Raw genomic sequence first — 14,522 nt, 5'->3', positions numbered from 1 at the left:
GCCATGCCCGCCCCTCACGAGCGTCGTCACTCTCTCTCCCTCCTCGTCATCGAGGACGACGACACCATCGGACGCCACCTCGAAACCGGACTCCGGGCACACGGTTACACCACCACCTGGTGCCGCACCGGCAACGGGGGCCTTGCAACGGCCCAGACCGCAGCGCCGGACGTCGTCGTGCTCGACCTCGGCCTCCCCGATGCCGAGGGGACCGACATCGCACGCGAACTCCGCAGCCGCCATCCCGACCTGCTGCTCGTCATCCTGACCGCCCGTACCGATGAGATCGACGTCATCGCCGGGCTCGACGCGGGTGCCGACGACTACCTCGTCAAACCCTTCACCCTGTCCGTTCTGCTGGCCAGGCTCCGCGCCCACCTGCGCCGCCTGCCTCCCGGGCAGGAGGACCAGCAGGCAGCATTCCGTATCGGGCACCTCGTCGTGGACACACAGGCCCGCACCTGCCGATTGGGCGGCGTAGAGGTCACCCTGCGCCCGAAGGAATTCGACCTGCTCGCCGTGCTGGCCGAGCACGCCGGGACCGCCGTGTCCCGCGAGAACCTGATGACGTGGGTGTGGGACGAGAACTGGTTCGGTCCTACGAAGACCCTGGACGTCACTCTCGCCTCGCTCCGCCACCGTCTCGCCCAGGCGGCGGAGCGGGCCGTACCGCCGACGGAGCCGCCGAGCATCTCCACCCTGCGCGGCTTCGGCTACCGTCTGGAAAGCGGTCCCGGATGACGTACATGCGGCAGTCCGTCGTCATCACGACCCGACCGGAACGGCCCCGGTAGGCGGGAAGCGCGAACGCGTCCACCTCGTCCTGAATCGACGTTGAGCACGCAGTTCTTCGGGGCGGCCTGGTGGTCAGGGGGCTGCGCGGCGGGCGGTGGCGGCCGGGGGTGCTTCGGGGTCGGGGGCGGGGAGTTCCGGTTCCAGGCCTTCGGTCACCGGAGTGCGCCGGCGGCCGGTGTCGGCCCGCCAGGCTTCGAAGACCAGGGTCGTCGCCGTGACGAGGGCGAGGCCCAGCAGCCAGCCCCCCACCACGTCGCTGACCCAGTGGACGCCGAGCGCGACCCGTGTGTATCCGACGCCCACGACCGTGAGCAGCGCGAGCGCCCACGGCAGCGGGCGCCAGGCGCGCGGCACCAGGGGCAGCAGGGTCAGCAGCAGGACGGCGCAGGAGGTCGTGGCCGTCATCGCGTGCCCCGAGGGGAAGGAGAACCCCGGGGCGTGAGCGACGGGGTCCGGCAGGCTGGGCCGTGCCCGTTCCACCGCGATCTTGACCAGCAGCCCGATGAGCCCGCCCGCCACCGCCGTGACGCAGGCCCAGGCGGCGAGCCGCCAGGCGCGGCGCACCGCGAGCCAGATCACGAGCAGGGCCACGAGCAGGCGCAGGGTGACGGGGTCCCAGACGAGGTCGCTGAGGACTTCGAGGGCCCGGACCCGGCCCGGGTGTTCGAGGGCGGTGGCGTGGAGGCGTTCGGCCGTCGCCCGGTCCAGGCGGTACAGGGGTGGCCATTGGGCTTCGACGAGCACCAGGGCGAGGGCGAAGGGCACGGACGCCACGGCGGTGACGGCGGTGGTCAGCACGAGTCTCCTGCCGAACGTCGCGTCGGGTCCGGCGTGCCGTGGCAGCAGGCCGCGCAGCGGTCGGCGTGGGAGAAGTGCGGTGCGCCGTGGCAGCAGGCCGCGCAGCGGTCGGCGTGGGAGAAGTGCGGTGCGCCGTGCCATCTTCGTGGAGCCCCTTACTCGTGCGGTCGGGGAGGGACGGGTGGAGGTCGGGGGGGGCGGGGGGTCGGTCGGGTCAGACTCCGGGGTCGGGCCGGATCGGTTCCTTCACCCCCGCCCGGACGGCTTCCAGTTGGGCGGCGAAGGAGAGGCCGAGGAAGAGCGCGGTCGAGGTGAGGTAGGACCACAGGAGCAGGGACACGATGGCGCTGAGCGGCCCGTACACGTTGGTGAAGGAGCCGCTCGCGCCCACGTACAGGCTCAGGCCCCAGGTCGCCAGGTTCCACAGCACCAGGTGGACGACGGCGCCGAAGGCCAGCCAGGTGTAGCCGGGCTGGCTCCGGCGTGGGGACAGCCGGAAGATCGCGCTGGTGGCGAGGACGGCGAGCAGGACGCCGACGGGCCAGCGCAGCAGCTCCCAGGCCCGTACGGTGCCCTCGTCGAACCGGTACACCTCGGCGAGCGCCCCCGTCAGGTGGGTGCCGAGGACGGTGACGGTGAAGCTGAGGCCGAGGGGGAACCCCGCGAGGGCCGACATCACCAGGCCCCGGGTGTACTTGGCGAGGAAAGGGCGGTCGCGTTCGTTGCCGTATATGCGGTTGGCCCCCCGTTCCACCTGGCACAGGCCGGTGGTGACGTTGACGAGGGAGAACAGCAGCCCCAACCACAGCGCCGCCTGGCCGCCGTCCCCGGCGTGGCGCCGGCTCTCGTCGAGCGCGTCGTCGACCACGGCGTGTCCGGGGCCGCTGGTGAGGCTGCGGATGGTGAGTTCGGTGACGCGGCCGATGTCCTCGGTGTGCAGGACGCCGGAGAGGCCGACGGCGGCGATGGCCAGCGGGACGATCGACAGGACCGTCTGGAGGGCGAGCGCGCGGGCGTGGCTGAACCCGTCGGCGTAACGGAACCGGATGAACGAATCGCGGGCCAGGCGCCAGCCGCCGTAGCGGCGCAACGCGGCCCATGCCTCGTCGGCGGACAGTTCGTCGCCGTCGACGTCGTGCCGTTGCGGTACCCGTCGTGCGGTGCCCATCGGTGTCCTGCCTCCTCTTCGGCGTCTTCAGCGGGACCGGTCCGCCGGCGCGGGCCGGTCGGCCGTCACCGCGGCCCGCGGCGGGTCGTGGGGCGCGCCGGGGGCGCGTGGGAGGTGGACGCGCAGGGCGCCCGGTTCGATCTCGGCGGTCAGTCGGGTGCCGTCGGGCACCGCGTCCCCGTCGAGTTCACGCGGCTGCGCCGTCGCGCAGCGGATGTCGACCCGGGTGGCGCTGAAGTACTCCAGCGCGCCGCCGGCCTCGCTGTGCCCGTCGCGGGTACGGGCCGGCGGTCGCGGGCGGCGGCCGAGGAGACGGGCCGTCAGGTGCCCGGCCGCGGCGAGCCAGCCCGAGGGGCCCCGGGGGGCGAAGAGCACCACCTCCAGGCGGCCGCTGTCCGGTCGCGCACCGGGCAGGAGGGGCAGGCCGCCCTGCAGGGCGCCGACGTTCCCGATGACGGCCATGCGGGCCCGGCGCCTCAGGGGGCGGCCTCCGTCGATGCGCACGGTGAGCGGTACGCAGGGGTCGCCCAGGTGGCGCACCGCCGACAGGACGTACGCGGCCCACCCCATCCGCGACTTGAGCCGCGGTGAGGCGTCGCGGACCATCGCCGCGTCGAAGCCGACGCCGGCCATGACCGTGAACCGGCTCGGCTGGAGGCCGTCGCCCCCGGTCCGGCCGACGTCGATGCCGAAACTGTCGCCGGTCAGGGACTCGGCGAGGGCGGTGGCCGGGTCGATGGGGAGGCCGAGGTTGCGGGCGAGCAGGTTGCCGGTGCCGCACGGCACGACGGCGAGCGGGATCCCGGTTCCGGCCAGGACCTCGGCGCAGGCGCGCACCGTGCCGTCTCCCCCGCAGACCACGACCAGGGCGGGCCGCTCGGCGGCGATCCGCGGCCCCAGCCCGCCGCAAGGCCGTTCGGCCGAGGTCGCGATCCACCGCTGGTCCCGCTCCCGGTGGCCGTGGTCGCGCAGGACGGCCCTGATGCGGTCGGCGAGTTCGTCCGGGCAGCCGTGCGGGTGGCGCACGACGAAGACGGGCCTGCCGACGGGTCCGGTCGCGGGTGCCGGTTCGGGCCGGTCCCCCGACGGCCGGGTGGGCTCCGCCGTCGGCGGGGTACCGGGCCGGGGGGCGGGCCGGGGGACGGACCGCCTCGCGGACCGCGCGTCCGGCCCCGCGTCCGGCCGGGCGCCGGAGCCCTTGGCGGAGGCGCGTCCGTACAGCAGCGCGAAGCCCGTGATGACGAGGGTCACCACACCGTTGAGCAGGCCGGCGGCCACGTCGCTGGGGTAGTGCATGCCGCGGTGGACGCGGGAGAGCCCGACGGCCGGGGGGATCAGCAGCAGGAGGGTCGTCACGACCCAGCGCCAGGGCCCGCGCATGCGCAGGGCGGCGATCACGGCCAGCCCCCCGTACAGGGCGACGGAGGCGCCGACGTGGCCGGAGGGGAAGCTCGACGTCGGTGGGGCCGCGTCCAGTTGGGGGACGGCGGGGCGCGGTCGCTCCACGAACGCCGTGACCACGACGAAGACCGCCGACTGCGCGGCCACGGAGACGGCGAGGAACAGCGCCTCGACGCGGTGCGCGGCGCGCGGCAGCACGAGCAGGGCGATCACGCAGACCAGGGTCACGCCGATGACGACCTCCGTCCCGGCGAGCACCGAGAGCCACTGCGAGAGCGTGGTGGTCGCCCCGTCGCGGTGCGCGCCCGACTCACGGACGGCGCCGGCCTCTTCGGACAGCGGCCAGTGCCGCGCGGCCGGTCCGGTCACGAAGCGGCCCAGGGCGACCATCAAAGCGGCCTGGACCGGCAGGAACAGCAGGAGCCATGCGCCGCGCGCCGTCGAACCGTGCCTTCTCATCATGCGGATCGTTTGGCCCGTCCGGGCCTGATCATGCGCCGGCGTGCCCGGTCAGTCGTCCGAACCCCGGGGACCCCTCGTCAGGGCCGACGGGTCAGGGCGCTGGGGGCACCTGCGGCGGACTGGGCGCCTTCCGCGTCGGGGGTGCCGGGGCCGACCCCGGTCCAGGTGCCGCCCCAGGGGGCGGGCAGGGCGGATCCGGAGGGGGACGGAGCGGCGGCCGCCTTGTCCTCGCCCGGCGCCCCGCCGCGCAGCTGCGTCAGGAGGACGGCCCTGGCGCACCGGGTGCGGCAGCCCAAGCCGTTGCGCCGCGCATCCGCGGCCGATCCCGGGGCATACGTACCGTACAAAACGCCCCGTACCGGACGGTGAAGCCGGACGGGACCCGAACGGTGGGAACGGACCACAGTGAACTCAGTCAAGAGCAGCGCATCGCAGGCCGAGGGTTCGCCGCACCAGCGAACCCGGCCGCCCTCGACGCCGGTACGACGGCGGCTCCTGGCCCTGGCCGGAGCGCGCGGCCAGGTCGCGAAGGGCCGTGATTTCACCCGTCGGGCACTGAGGGACTGGGAACTGGACGGGACGGAGACCTCCGCCGACGCCCTGCTCCTGGTCTCCGAGCTGGTGGCCAACGCGGCCCTGCACGCCGGAGGTTGCCAGTACCTCGCGCTCAGCCGCGGGGACGTGCTGCGCGTGGAGGTGTTCGACGCCTCCCCCGAGCCGCCCCGCCCCCGGTTCGGCGCCCGGCCCGGCGCTCCCGGGAACCACGGACTCCGTATCGTCGACCGGCTCTGCGAGCGCTGGGGCACCGAGGCCCACGCGCCCGGCAAGGTGGTGTGGGCCGAGATCGGTACCTCCCGGCTGGTCGCCGGCAGCCCCGTACGGCGCTGAGCCCGTCGGGGCGCGGCCTCGGCGTGCGCACTTCGCGCTCCTCCCGGAAGACCCGATCCGGCCGCGCGCCGCGCGACCCGGCCGACCGGGCGGCCGCCCTGACCCACTGCTCCGTGTCGGGGGTCTTCGCGGCCCTGCTCGTGCCCGTGTCCCCGCTCGGCGCCGCGGGCGGGTGGCGGAAGGGGCGGGATCAGCCGGCGCAGACCACGAACGCGTGGCCCGCCGGATCCGCGTAGCGGCGCAGCGTGGTGCGGTTGTCGGGCCGGGTCCCGTCGTCCTCCGCGGCCACGGGCCTGGCGCCGAGCGCCACGGCCTCGCGTTCCGTCTCGTCGAGGTGCTCGGGCCGTACCAGGATCTGCAGGTGGGCTTGTTGGGAGCCTTCGGGCAGCGGCCAGCTCGGCGGGAGGTGGTCGGGGTCGCGCCGAACACCGAGTACGGTGCCGGTGTCCCCCGTCACGAGGAAGAGGTCCCCGTCGTTCGGGGCCGGTCGCGTGGTCGCGCCGAGCAGGTCGGCGTAGAACCGTGCCAGGCGTTCGGGCTCGGCGGTGTCGAGGACGACGACGGGTGTCTTGGGTACGGTCATGCGGCGCGCCTGCCCGGCGTCGCCGCCCGTACACGGGGCGGGTTTCGGCCATGCCCGGCGGCTCAGGCGGAGCGCAGGCGCAGGCCGATCTCCTGCTCCTGATCGCCCGATACGCTCCCCGCCTCCTCGACGGCGAAGTGCCCGGCGAGGGCGACCCGTACGCGTTCCACGGCCCGCGGGCCGCCCTGGAGGGTGAGCCCGACGGTGTCGGACAGGGCGACCGCGGCCGGCCGGTCCCGCGCCGGCTCGGCCGCGTCGAGGGTCGTGACCCAGACGGTCGCCCCGTGGCCCCCCTCGGTGGCGCGATCCGTGCCGGGGTTCTGGGGGAAGAGGCTTTCGAGCAGGGTGAGCACGGCGCGTGCGTCCGCCTCCGAGCAGCCCGCCACCGTCACCCCCACCTCGGCGACGGGGGTGTCATTGTCCCGGCGGCTCTCCATGGTCGTCCTCTTCCTCTCGTACCGGGTCGTGCGGGTCGGACCGTCGGGTCCGGCTGCGCCGGCCGGTCCGCCGGGGGCGGGGAACGGCGCGTCCGGAACTGTGCGTCGGGAACGTGCGGCCCGGCCGCGCGACGAGTGCCTCCACGCTCACACGCGCGCCCGCCGCGCGCATCACGGGCGGCTCAGCCGCCGTACGGGGGGCGTGCTCCGGCAGAGGTCCCTCCGCCGGCGCGCTCCCGGTCGCCGGCGCCTTCGAGGACCAGGCGCGGGAGGGCCTGCGGGTGCTTCTCCGAGAGCCAGCCGATCAGCTGCTCCCGTACCGCGCAGCGCACGGTCCACAGGCAGTCGGGGTCCTTGGCCGTGACGATGGCGCGCACGACCATGGTGGAGGGCGTCGTGTCGGTGACGGCGACGTCCCAGCCCCGGCCGTCCCACTGCGGGCAGTGGTCCAGGATCTCGTGCACCTTGTCGCGTATGAGGTCCACGGGGGCGCTGTGGTGGCAATGGAGGAACACGGTGCCGGTCATCTGCGCGCCGCCGCGCGACCAGTTCTCGAAGGGGCGGGTGGTGAAGTAGGAGACGGGCATCGTGATGCGGCGCTCGTCCCAGGTCCGCACCGCGAGGAAGGTCAGGGTGATCTCCTCGACCACTCCCCATTCATTGGCGACCACGACGGTGTCCCCGATGCGCACCATGTCGCCGAAGGCGATCTGGAACCCGGCGAAGAGGTTGCCCAGCGTCGATTGGGCGGCGACGCCGGCGACGATGCCGATGATGCCGGCGGAGGCCAGCACGGAGGTGCCGAGCGCACGGAAGCTGGGGAAGGTCAGGAGCATCGCCGCGACCGCGACGACGCCGACGACGGCGGTCACGACCCGCATGATCAGGGTCACCTGGGTGCGGACCCTGCGGACCCGGGCCGGGTCCCGGGTGCCGGTCGCGTAGCGGGCGTAGCCGGATTCGACGGTGGCGGAGGCCATGCCCACGATGAGCCAGGCTCCCGCGCCGATCAGGGCCAGGGACAGGGCGCGGCCCACGGCCTCCTCGTGGTCCTGGAGGGGCCTCCACACCGTCTGCCGGTACGCCGCCCTGAGCAGCGCGGCGAGCAGCACGATCTGCAGGGCGGTCCGGCAGCGGCGCAGGGAGTTCCACAGGGGCGTTTCGGGGTGCCGCGCGTCGGCGCGGCGCAGCAGCACGTCGATGGCCCATCCGACGACGGCGGTGAGCAGGATCGAGCCCCCGAGTACGGTCAGCAGGCGAAGGGCGCTGTTCATATCTCCTCGGTGGATGCAGACGGCACGGACCCCACCCGCCTGCCCCGATGGGCTGGGCCGACACGGGGTGGCTGCGTTCGTTCGCGGCGACGCGCTGTTCGGTGGCCGAGGTGGTCGGGGCGGCGGCCGCCAGGTCGCAGGCGCGGCTTTCGGGAGGCGTCGCGAGGAGTCGGCCGCACGTCACCCGTATGTCCCCGCAGCGGGGTGGGCCATCCGTGTGCGGCGCCGCTGCGAGGGGTCGGCGTGGCCCGTGGCGCCGGCGGTTGTCCGCCGGCTCTGTCATGGCATGTCTCGAACAGGGTTTGGTCGGTGGGGACCGGGCCATACGCGTAGACAGTGGTCCGGTTCGCACACGCCGTCCCTCCGACGGCGCGACCGGATCACCGGCACCGACGGCCTGCCGTCCGGGATCCGCACGGAAACCGGACGCCTCCCGGCTCCGACCCGTTCGAACGGCCGGCGGCCGAGGCCCTGCCCGGCACTCCCCCGACGACGGCGCTCGGACCGCGGTCCTCGGGCGAGGGACCCGGACGGCAGCCCCCGCGGACCCCGACGACGTCCCCTCGGTGTACGACCCCTCGGTGTACGACCCCTCGGCGCGCGACGCCGAACGGCAGGTCCGCACGGATGTCGACGTCCGTGCCAGGGCCGGCGGCCCGACGCCGAGACCGGCCCTCCGGCGCGGGTGGGAGGGACGAGCCGCTCAGTCGAGGTCGGGGTCGGGATCCAGGTTCAGGTCGAGGTCCAGGCCGAGCAGGGCGTTCGAGACGACCTCGGTGGCGGCGGGGTGGATCCAGTAGGGCGTCCCCGCCAGGGTCGGCGCGCTCACGCCCAGGCTCATCGCCACGACCAGAGGCTGGATGACGGTCGCCGCCTGCGGCCCCAGGACGTGGGCGCCGAGGAGGCGTCCGGTGGTGCGGTCCGCGAGGACCTTGCAGAAGCCCGTGGTGTCCTCCAGCGCCCACCCGTAGGCGGTGTCGGCGAACTCGCGCACGGCGACGGCGTAGTCCAGCGCGTCGTCCCGGCACTCCTGTTCGGTCCGGCCCACCTGCGCGATCTGGGGCCGGGTGAACACCGCCGCCGGGACGGCCTCGTGCGAGATGCGGATCGGGTCGTCGGGGTACAGGAGGTTGTGCGCCACGACGTGCGCCTCCCGGTTCGCCACGTGTTTGAGGGGGAAGGGCGTGCACACGTCGCCGAGGGCGAACACGCCCGGGGCGCTGGTCCGCTGCCGGTCGTCCACCACGATCCGTCCGTCGTCGTGCAGTTCGATGCCGGCGCGGGCCGCGTCGATCCGGTCGCTGCCGGGGGTGCGGCCGACGGCTACGAGCAGGGTGTCCGCCTCGACGTCGGGGCCGTCGTCCAGGATCAGGCGCAGTCGTCCCGGCTCGCCTTCGAGACGGGAGAGCGCGGTGCCCGTGCGTACGTCGTGGCGGGTGGCGGCCAGGGCGGTGTAGGCCCGGGCCACGGTCTCGTCCTGGGCGGGGAGCAGGGTGTCCGCCTGCTCGATGACGGTGACGCGGCTGCCGGCCGCGTGGAAGACGTGGGCGAGTTCGGCCGCGACGTAGCCCCCGCCGAGCACGGCCAGCCGGTGCGGGGGACGGTCCAGGCGCATGACGGTGTCGGACGTCTCGTACGGCAGCCCGGAGTCGGACACCGGCGGCGGGACGGTCGGGCGGCTGCCCGCGGCGACGACGACCTGGCGGGCCCCGAGGGAAACGGGGCCTCGGTCGGTGTCGACGTGGAGGGTCCGCTCCCCGGTGAAGCGGGCCCTCCCTCGGTGGACCGTGACCCCGGAACGGCGCCGTCCGTCCTCCCCCTCGGCGGCCTCCCGGTCCAGGCGCGTGAAGACCCGCTCCCGCAGGTCGGCCCAGCGCAGCCGGGCCGGGCCCGTCTCCACGCCGAATCGGGAGGCCTCGCGGACGGCGGCGTGAACGTCGGCGGCGTGCCCGAGCATCTTGCTCGGAATGCATCCCCGGTTCAGGCAGGTGCCGCCGAAGGGGCCCTGGTCGATGACGGCGACGTCGAGGTGGGAGAAACGCTCGTCGATGACGGCGTTGCCGGAGCCGGCTCCGATGATGACGAGATCGTGGGTGCGCATGCCGGAGTCCTACCCGCACATTCGGCGGATACCGGGACATAACGGCGGCCGTCTGGATGTATCGGCGCGCGGGTGCCCGTGGAACAGCTGTCGAGCCGTGCGGCATCGGGGCGCGTACTCACCGCCGCGGGGGCGAGGGTTCGACCTCAGGGCCGACGGCCCATCGGCGATCGCGCCGGGCGCGGAGAACTGCCCCTGCGCGGATGTGTCTAGTGGTGTCGCCTGAGGCTCGTGATGAGGATGCCGACCGCGAACGCGATCAGGAGCAGGTGCAGCCAGACCGGGCCGGGCGGGGCGCCGGTGGGGGATGCGAGGGATAAGTGCGTTTCGATGTGCCGAATCGGTTCCATGACGGGGCGTATGCCCGTGAATCGCCCTTCGATGCGGGCCGGTTCCCGGTCCTTTTCACCCACGGCCTCACCGGGCTTGCGGGTGGGGGACACGGCGATGCGGGGCCGCTTCGGGGAAACGGCCCCGCACGGGGTGTCGTCCGGAGGGCGCGCGGAGGGGTCAGGCCCCTTCGCCGAGCACCGCCTCGATCAACCGGCGCTGTTCATCGGTCAGGTCGGGATCGCGTAACTCGATCACCTTGCCGTCGACGTGGACGGAGTAGGCGAAGCCGTCGGGCACGGGGCGCCCCGCCGGCGGCGCTTCGGCGCTCAGCGCGCGTTCGGCCAGGCGCTCCAGCTCGGCTCCGTCGGGTCGGCAGTGCGTGTCGGCAGACCCTGTGCGCTCCCTGCCGGCGAACCCGCCGGTCCGGGTGATGACGATCAGCATGGTGGGACCTCCTGGAGGAGTGCGCCCCCTCCCGTACGGGTGGGAAGGCGGCGCATCGAGTAGATCGACACTTCTCGCCTTCCCCCGAAACGCGCGGGCTTGCCTCCTGTGGGCGGCGCCGGCTCAAGACGGCCGAAAAGGGCCGTCGCCCCCGTGCCGTCCGGCACGCTACGGATCACGACGTGCCCGGATCCGGTACCGGCCGCCCGCATCCTGGTGGGCGGGCCCCAACCCCTGTGGCGGGGCGACCGGGTGGGGCGCGTTCCGCCGCCGTCCGGTCCTGCGTGCGGGACCGCCGCCAGGGTGTCAGGGCCGCGTCGAGGGCGGGACCCACGGCCGGCGGCCGGGCGGGCGTTGCCGCTCCGGCGGTGGACTGCGCACGGGCTCGTCAGGGGTGGTGAGAGCATCGACGAGCCGGGCGGACTCGGTGCGCTGCGGGTCGGTCCGGCATCCGGCCCGGCGTACTCTTCGCGCCGTTCCACTACGGGCACGGGGACGCGTCCGCCGGTGCGGGCCCCGATGGCACCGTTCCCGGCCGCGCTGCCTATGGGACCCCCGCCACCGACTGGGACCCCGCTCGCGGACCCCGGCGTCCATGGCCCAGGCTGGCAGGTCCGGGTGGAAGGGCAGGTGGGCGCCCCATGCCTCGTCGACGGTCAGGGTGCCGTAGGGCGTGGGCGTGGTCACCAGCGCCCCGCGGGCATCGGGGTGCTCGGCGAAAGCCGCCTCGAAGGCCTCGGCGGTCGGCGGGTGGGCGAGGTGGCGCTCGGCCGGCCGCGACACGGCACCCGCACGGCCGTTGGGGTGACAGCCGTGTGGCGGCCGACGTAGGACCCGTCACAGGGCTGTCCGAGCGGGCAGGCATGATGCGCTCTTCCCGTCCGGTCCCAGCAGCAAAATGGAGCATTCCGTGAGTGCAGACATGTGGAGCTACAACCCCGATTCGAACTACACGCCGGGCACCCGCCTGATCGGCTTCAAGGTCGAATCCAGTGACGGCCAGATCGGCAAGGTCGACGAGCACACCGAGGACGTCGACGCGTCGTACATCGTCGTGGACACCGGACCGTGGATCTTCGGCAAGCACGTCCTGATCCCTGCCGGCACCATCGTCCGCGTCGACATGGACGACGAGAAGATCCACATCAACCTCACCAAGGAGCAGATCAAGGACTCACCCGAATACGACAGGGAAAAGCACCGCGGCGACGCCGCTTACCGCGGCCGGCTCGGCGAGTACTACGGCCACGACCACAGCTGACCCCGGCCGCCGGCTGCCGCTGCGGCTCCCACCACGCAGGAGAGCCGCAGCACCCGGGCCGGCAGGCAGGGGGCCGGGACCGCGCCTTCAGGACACCGACCGTAGGCCTGGCGGTGGGCAGCGCGCGGCCACCCGGGTGACCTCCGCCCGGCTCACGGCCCTGTACCGCCGTGCACACGCGCGGCAGCGCAAGGATGCACGGGCCGGATCCCCCTAATTTTCGTGGCTGGAGTCTTTCAGTGCTCGAACGCAAGCGGCTCAAGGGCCGTACCCAGGTCACTTTCATCCTTCCCGAGGACACTCCGGGCGGACCCGTCAGCGTCGTCGGGGACTTCAACCACTGGAACCCTGCCGCCCACCCCCTGGCGCCCCGCGGCGACGGAACGCGCGCCGCAACCGTCGTCCTCCCCGCGAACGGCGCTCATTCCTTCCGCTACCTCGCGGTCGGCGACCACTGGTTCGACGACGAACAGGCCGACAGCCACGACGGCATCAACAGCCGCCTGCACACCTGACCTTCGGCCTGCCTGACACGCACGAGCGGGGGGGCGCGTCCCCTCCCTCGTCAGGACCACGGCGACAGCACGCTTGCCGCCCCGATCGCCGGGGCCTGACCAGCACCGAACCGCGGACGGGCCATTGGCTGGACCTCCACGAGCCGGCCTTCGACAGCCCCGAGGGCGCGCGAAGGTACGCACAGCTCTTGATCTTCTGGATGCCGCCGGACGCCAGTGAGCAGGAACCGGTCCCACCCCGCCGCCGACCGGGCGGCGCCGTACCGGCCCGACCGGGGCCGGTACGGCACGGCACGGGTGGACTATCCCGCCGCACCGTTCAAGGTCCGACAGTCCCGTGCCGTCGCCACATCACCCGGTTCACCGGGCCATGCGGTACGCAGCCGCTCCCGCGCCGCGGCCAGCGCGGCTTCGATGTCACGCGTCCCGGTCGACACGCACAGCGTGTAGACCACGTCCTCCATCTGCTGCCGCAGCGGTCCCTGGGGACCTGCGGCCCGGAGCCCCGACTCCCTCTCGTACTCCTCCACCAGACGTGCCAGCAAGGCGGGGTGAGTCATCATCACGATCTCGCTCCTTCACAAGCGTCGCCGTCGCAGGTGGCCAGGTGCCCCCGACGCGTCGCCTGCCCGGGCACGGGCGTCCCATGCGTCACGGGCGTCGCCGCACAACATTCCCCCGCGGCCCACACGGTCACGGCGGGTGAGTGCCGACCGACGCTCCTTACACTGTCGCTCCGTCTGCGCCAGGATCGGCCGGCGGAAGTCCGGCCAGGGCTGCGGCCCGCCGGGTCGGCTGCGGGACGGCACCGAGCCATTCGCAGAACAGCACGGTGGCGTCGTCCTGAAGGTGGCCGTCGTGGTGTTCGAGAACGGCGTGGATGAGGCGGCGCAGGGTTTCGGGGACGGGCAGGCCGGCGGCATGGTGGCGGATGAGGAAGTCGGTGAAGCGGGTCAGGCCGAATTCCTCGTTGCCGGCCCGGCGGGCTTCGGTGATGCCGTCGGTGTAGAACACCAGCCGGTCACCGGGCTCCAAGTGGTGCCGGCACAGAATTACGGGAAGGCCGAGAGCGGTGCCCATGGGGTGGGCGGGCGGGCAGTCCAGCAGGGTGCTCCAGCGGCCACCGCGGATGATCACCGGGGGGTGATGGCCCCGATTGACCCACGTCAGGAGCCCGGTGCGGGTATCGAGGTCGGCAAGGATGCCGGTGACGTAGCGGGACTGACCGTACTGTTCGATCAGAACGTCCTCGATCCTCTCGCTCGTCTCCACCAGCCCGGCGCCTCGGCGGCGCGCATTGCGGCAGGCACCCATCGCCAGGTTGGCGGTCAGCCCGGCGGCCGTATCGTGCCCCATGGCGTCGAACAGCGACAGGTGCACCACGTGCCCGGCGATCGCGTAGTCGTACGCGTCCCCGCTGATCGTGTAGGCGGGCTCCATCGCCGCTGAAATCATCACGCGGCCGTCCGCGTACGTGGGCGGCGGCATCAGGTGCCACTGCATCTCCGCCGCGACGTCGAGCGGCTTGACGCGCGTCAGACGGGCGTACGAGTCGCTGCTGCGCCGCTTGCTGTCGATGAGCAGGGCGAGCAGGGCGGCCAGCAGTTCCATGTCCTCCAAGGCCCGCGGATCGTCGTTGACGGAGGTGATCCGCAGGACGCCCAGGCGTTCGGTACCGTCCAGCAGTGGCACCCACCAGTGGCTCCCCGCCCCGCCCGCCTCGCCGCCGGCCAGGAGCTGACCGTACTGGAAGGCACGCCCTGCCACCGTGCCCTCGATCTTCAGCTCGGTCTCCTCCCCCACCGCCCCCTGCCCGGCGTCCATGCCCTCCCCGGTCAGCAGACGCAGCATGTCACCCTGCAGATCGACCACGTAGATCAGTACCTGGGTGAAGCCGGCCCCGGCCGCATGCTCGGCCGCCTTCGCCGGCAAGAGCTCCAGCGGCATCAGGTGGCTCGCGGCCAGCAGGCTTCCCAGCATGCGCCGCCCCTGTGTGTCCCGGTCCCGGTCGTTCACCGCAGCACCCTTGGTCCTCTGGTCCTCTGATCCTCTGGTCCTCTGG

The 14,522-nt window shown here is 73.4% G+C and carries 15 protein-coding genes and 1 pseudogene; 4 read left to right on the top strand and 12 right to left on the bottom strand.

What is annotated here, in order from left to right; all coding sequences use genetic code 11:
* Positions 1-3: 3 nt before the first annotated feature.
* Positions 4-741, top strand: a complete 738-nt coding sequence (locus AB4039_RS04120) for a response regulator transcription factor (protein WP_266844282.1) — start codon at positions 4-6, stop codon at positions 739-741.
* 126 nt (positions 742-867) lie between these two features.
* Here the strand turns inward: AB4039_RS04120 and AB4039_RS04115 are convergent, their stop codons facing one another.
* The 4 genes from AB4039_RS04115 to AB4039_RS04100 all read right to left on the bottom strand — a co-directional run bounded on the left by AB4039_RS04115 (position 868) and on the right by AB4039_RS04100 (position 4,920).
* Positions 868-1,593: a phosphatase PAP2 family protein gene (locus AB4039_RS04115; RefSeq protein WP_442269983.1), complete on the bottom strand. Its 726-nt coding sequence runs from the start codon at positions 1,591-1,593 to the stop codon at positions 868-870.
* Positions 1,594-1,807: 214 nt separating this feature from the next.
* Positions 1,808-2,761, bottom strand: coding sequence for a YihY/virulence factor BrkB family protein (locus tag AB4039_RS04110; protein ID WP_442269982.1), 954 nt, complete (start codon positions 2,759-2,761; stop codon positions 1,808-1,810).
* Positions 2,762-2,788: 27 nt separating this feature from the next.
* A complete protein-coding gene (locus tag AB4039_RS04105) occupies positions 2,789-4,624 on the bottom strand; it encodes a diacylglycerol kinase family protein (RefSeq protein WP_442269981.1) in 1,836 nt (611 codons plus the stop codon).
* A gap of 77 nt (positions 4,625-4,701) precedes the next feature.
* On the bottom strand, positions 4,702-4,920 hold the full coding sequence (locus AB4039_RS04100; RefSeq protein WP_442269980.1) for a hypothetical protein: 219 nt from the start codon (positions 4,918-4,920) through the stop codon (positions 4,702-4,704).
* A 109-nt stretch (positions 4,921-5,029) separates the two neighbouring features.
* On the opposite strand from AB4039_RS04100, the gene AB4039_RS04095 reads away from it, so the two are divergent.
* Positions 5,030-5,512, top strand: coding sequence for an ATP-binding protein (locus AB4039_RS04095; RefSeq protein ID WP_442269979.1), 483 nt, complete (start codon positions 5,030-5,032; stop codon positions 5,510-5,512).
* A 190-nt stretch (positions 5,513-5,702) separates the two neighbouring features.
* Here the strand turns inward: AB4039_RS04095 and AB4039_RS04090 are convergent, their stop codons facing one another.
* The 6 genes and pseudogenes from AB4039_RS04090 to AB4039_RS04065 form a co-directional block, all read right to left on the bottom strand.
* Positions 5,703-6,095 carry a VOC family protein gene (locus AB4039_RS04090; RefSeq protein WP_266844289.1) on the bottom strand — a complete coding sequence of 131 codons (393 nt, stop codon included), beginning with the start codon at positions 6,093-6,095 and terminating at the stop codon, positions 5,703-5,705.
* Positions 6,096-6,157: 62 nt separating this feature from the next.
* Positions 6,158-6,532 carry a hypothetical protein gene (locus AB4039_RS04085; protein WP_442269978.1) on the bottom strand — a complete coding sequence of 125 codons (375 nt, stop codon included), beginning with the start codon at positions 6,530-6,532 and terminating at the stop codon, positions 6,158-6,160.
* 182 nt (positions 6,533-6,714) lie between these two features.
* A complete protein-coding gene (locus AB4039_RS04080) occupies positions 6,715-7,806 on the bottom strand; it encodes a mechanosensitive ion channel domain-containing protein (protein WP_266844290.1) in 1,092 nt (363 codons plus the stop codon).
* 703 nt (positions 7,807-8,509) lie between these two features.
* Positions 8,510-9,907, bottom strand: a complete 1,398-nt coding sequence (locus tag AB4039_RS04075; RefSeq protein ID WP_442269977.1) for a mycothione reductase — start codon at positions 9,905-9,907, stop codon at positions 8,510-8,512.
* 510 nt (positions 9,908-10,417) lie between these two features.
* Positions 10,418-10,684, bottom strand: a complete 267-nt coding sequence (locus tag AB4039_RS04070; protein WP_266844293.1) for a protealysin inhibitor emfourin — start codon at positions 10,682-10,684, stop codon at positions 10,418-10,420.
* 585 nt (positions 10,685-11,269) lie between these two features.
* A pseudogene (locus AB4039_RS04065) lies at positions 11,270-11,455 on the bottom strand (ornithine decarboxylase); the annotation flags it as partial.
* Positions 11,456-11,594: 139 nt separating this feature from the next.
* Here AB4039_RS04065 and AB4039_RS04060 point away from each other — a divergent pair.
* On the top strand, positions 11,595-11,945 hold the full coding sequence (locus AB4039_RS04060; protein ID WP_266844294.1) for a PRC-barrel domain-containing protein: 351 nt from the start codon (positions 11,595-11,597) through the stop codon (positions 11,943-11,945).
* A 239-nt stretch (positions 11,946-12,184) separates the two neighbouring features.
* Complete coding sequence (locus tag AB4039_RS04055) at positions 12,185-12,460, top strand: isoamylase early set domain-containing protein (protein WP_266844295.1); 276 nt, start codon at positions 12,185-12,187, stop codon at positions 12,458-12,460.
* 302 nt (positions 12,461-12,762) lie between these two features.
* Here AB4039_RS04055 and AB4039_RS04050 read toward each other — a convergent pair whose 3' ends face one another.
* Both AB4039_RS04050 and AB4039_RS04045 read right to left on the bottom strand, forming a co-directional pair.
* On the bottom strand, positions 12,763-13,023 hold the full coding sequence (locus tag AB4039_RS04050; protein ID WP_442270028.1) for a DUF5133 domain-containing protein: 261 nt from the start codon (positions 13,021-13,023) through the stop codon (positions 12,763-12,765).
* A gap of 160 nt (positions 13,024-13,183) precedes the next feature.
* Positions 13,184-14,440, bottom strand: a complete 1,257-nt coding sequence (locus tag AB4039_RS04045; protein ID WP_266844298.1) for a PP2C family protein-serine/threonine phosphatase — start codon at positions 14,438-14,440, stop codon at positions 13,184-13,186.
* Positions 14,441-14,522: the final 82 nt, after the last annotated feature.

The sequence above is a fragment of the Streptomyces sp. M-16 genome (genome assembly GCF_052114405.1).
GTDB lineage: Bacteria > Actinomycetota > Actinomycetes > Streptomycetales > Streptomycetaceae > Streptomyces.
Note: the sequence above shows the minus strand (reverse complement) of the source record. Positions and strands in the feature narration are given on the sequence as shown.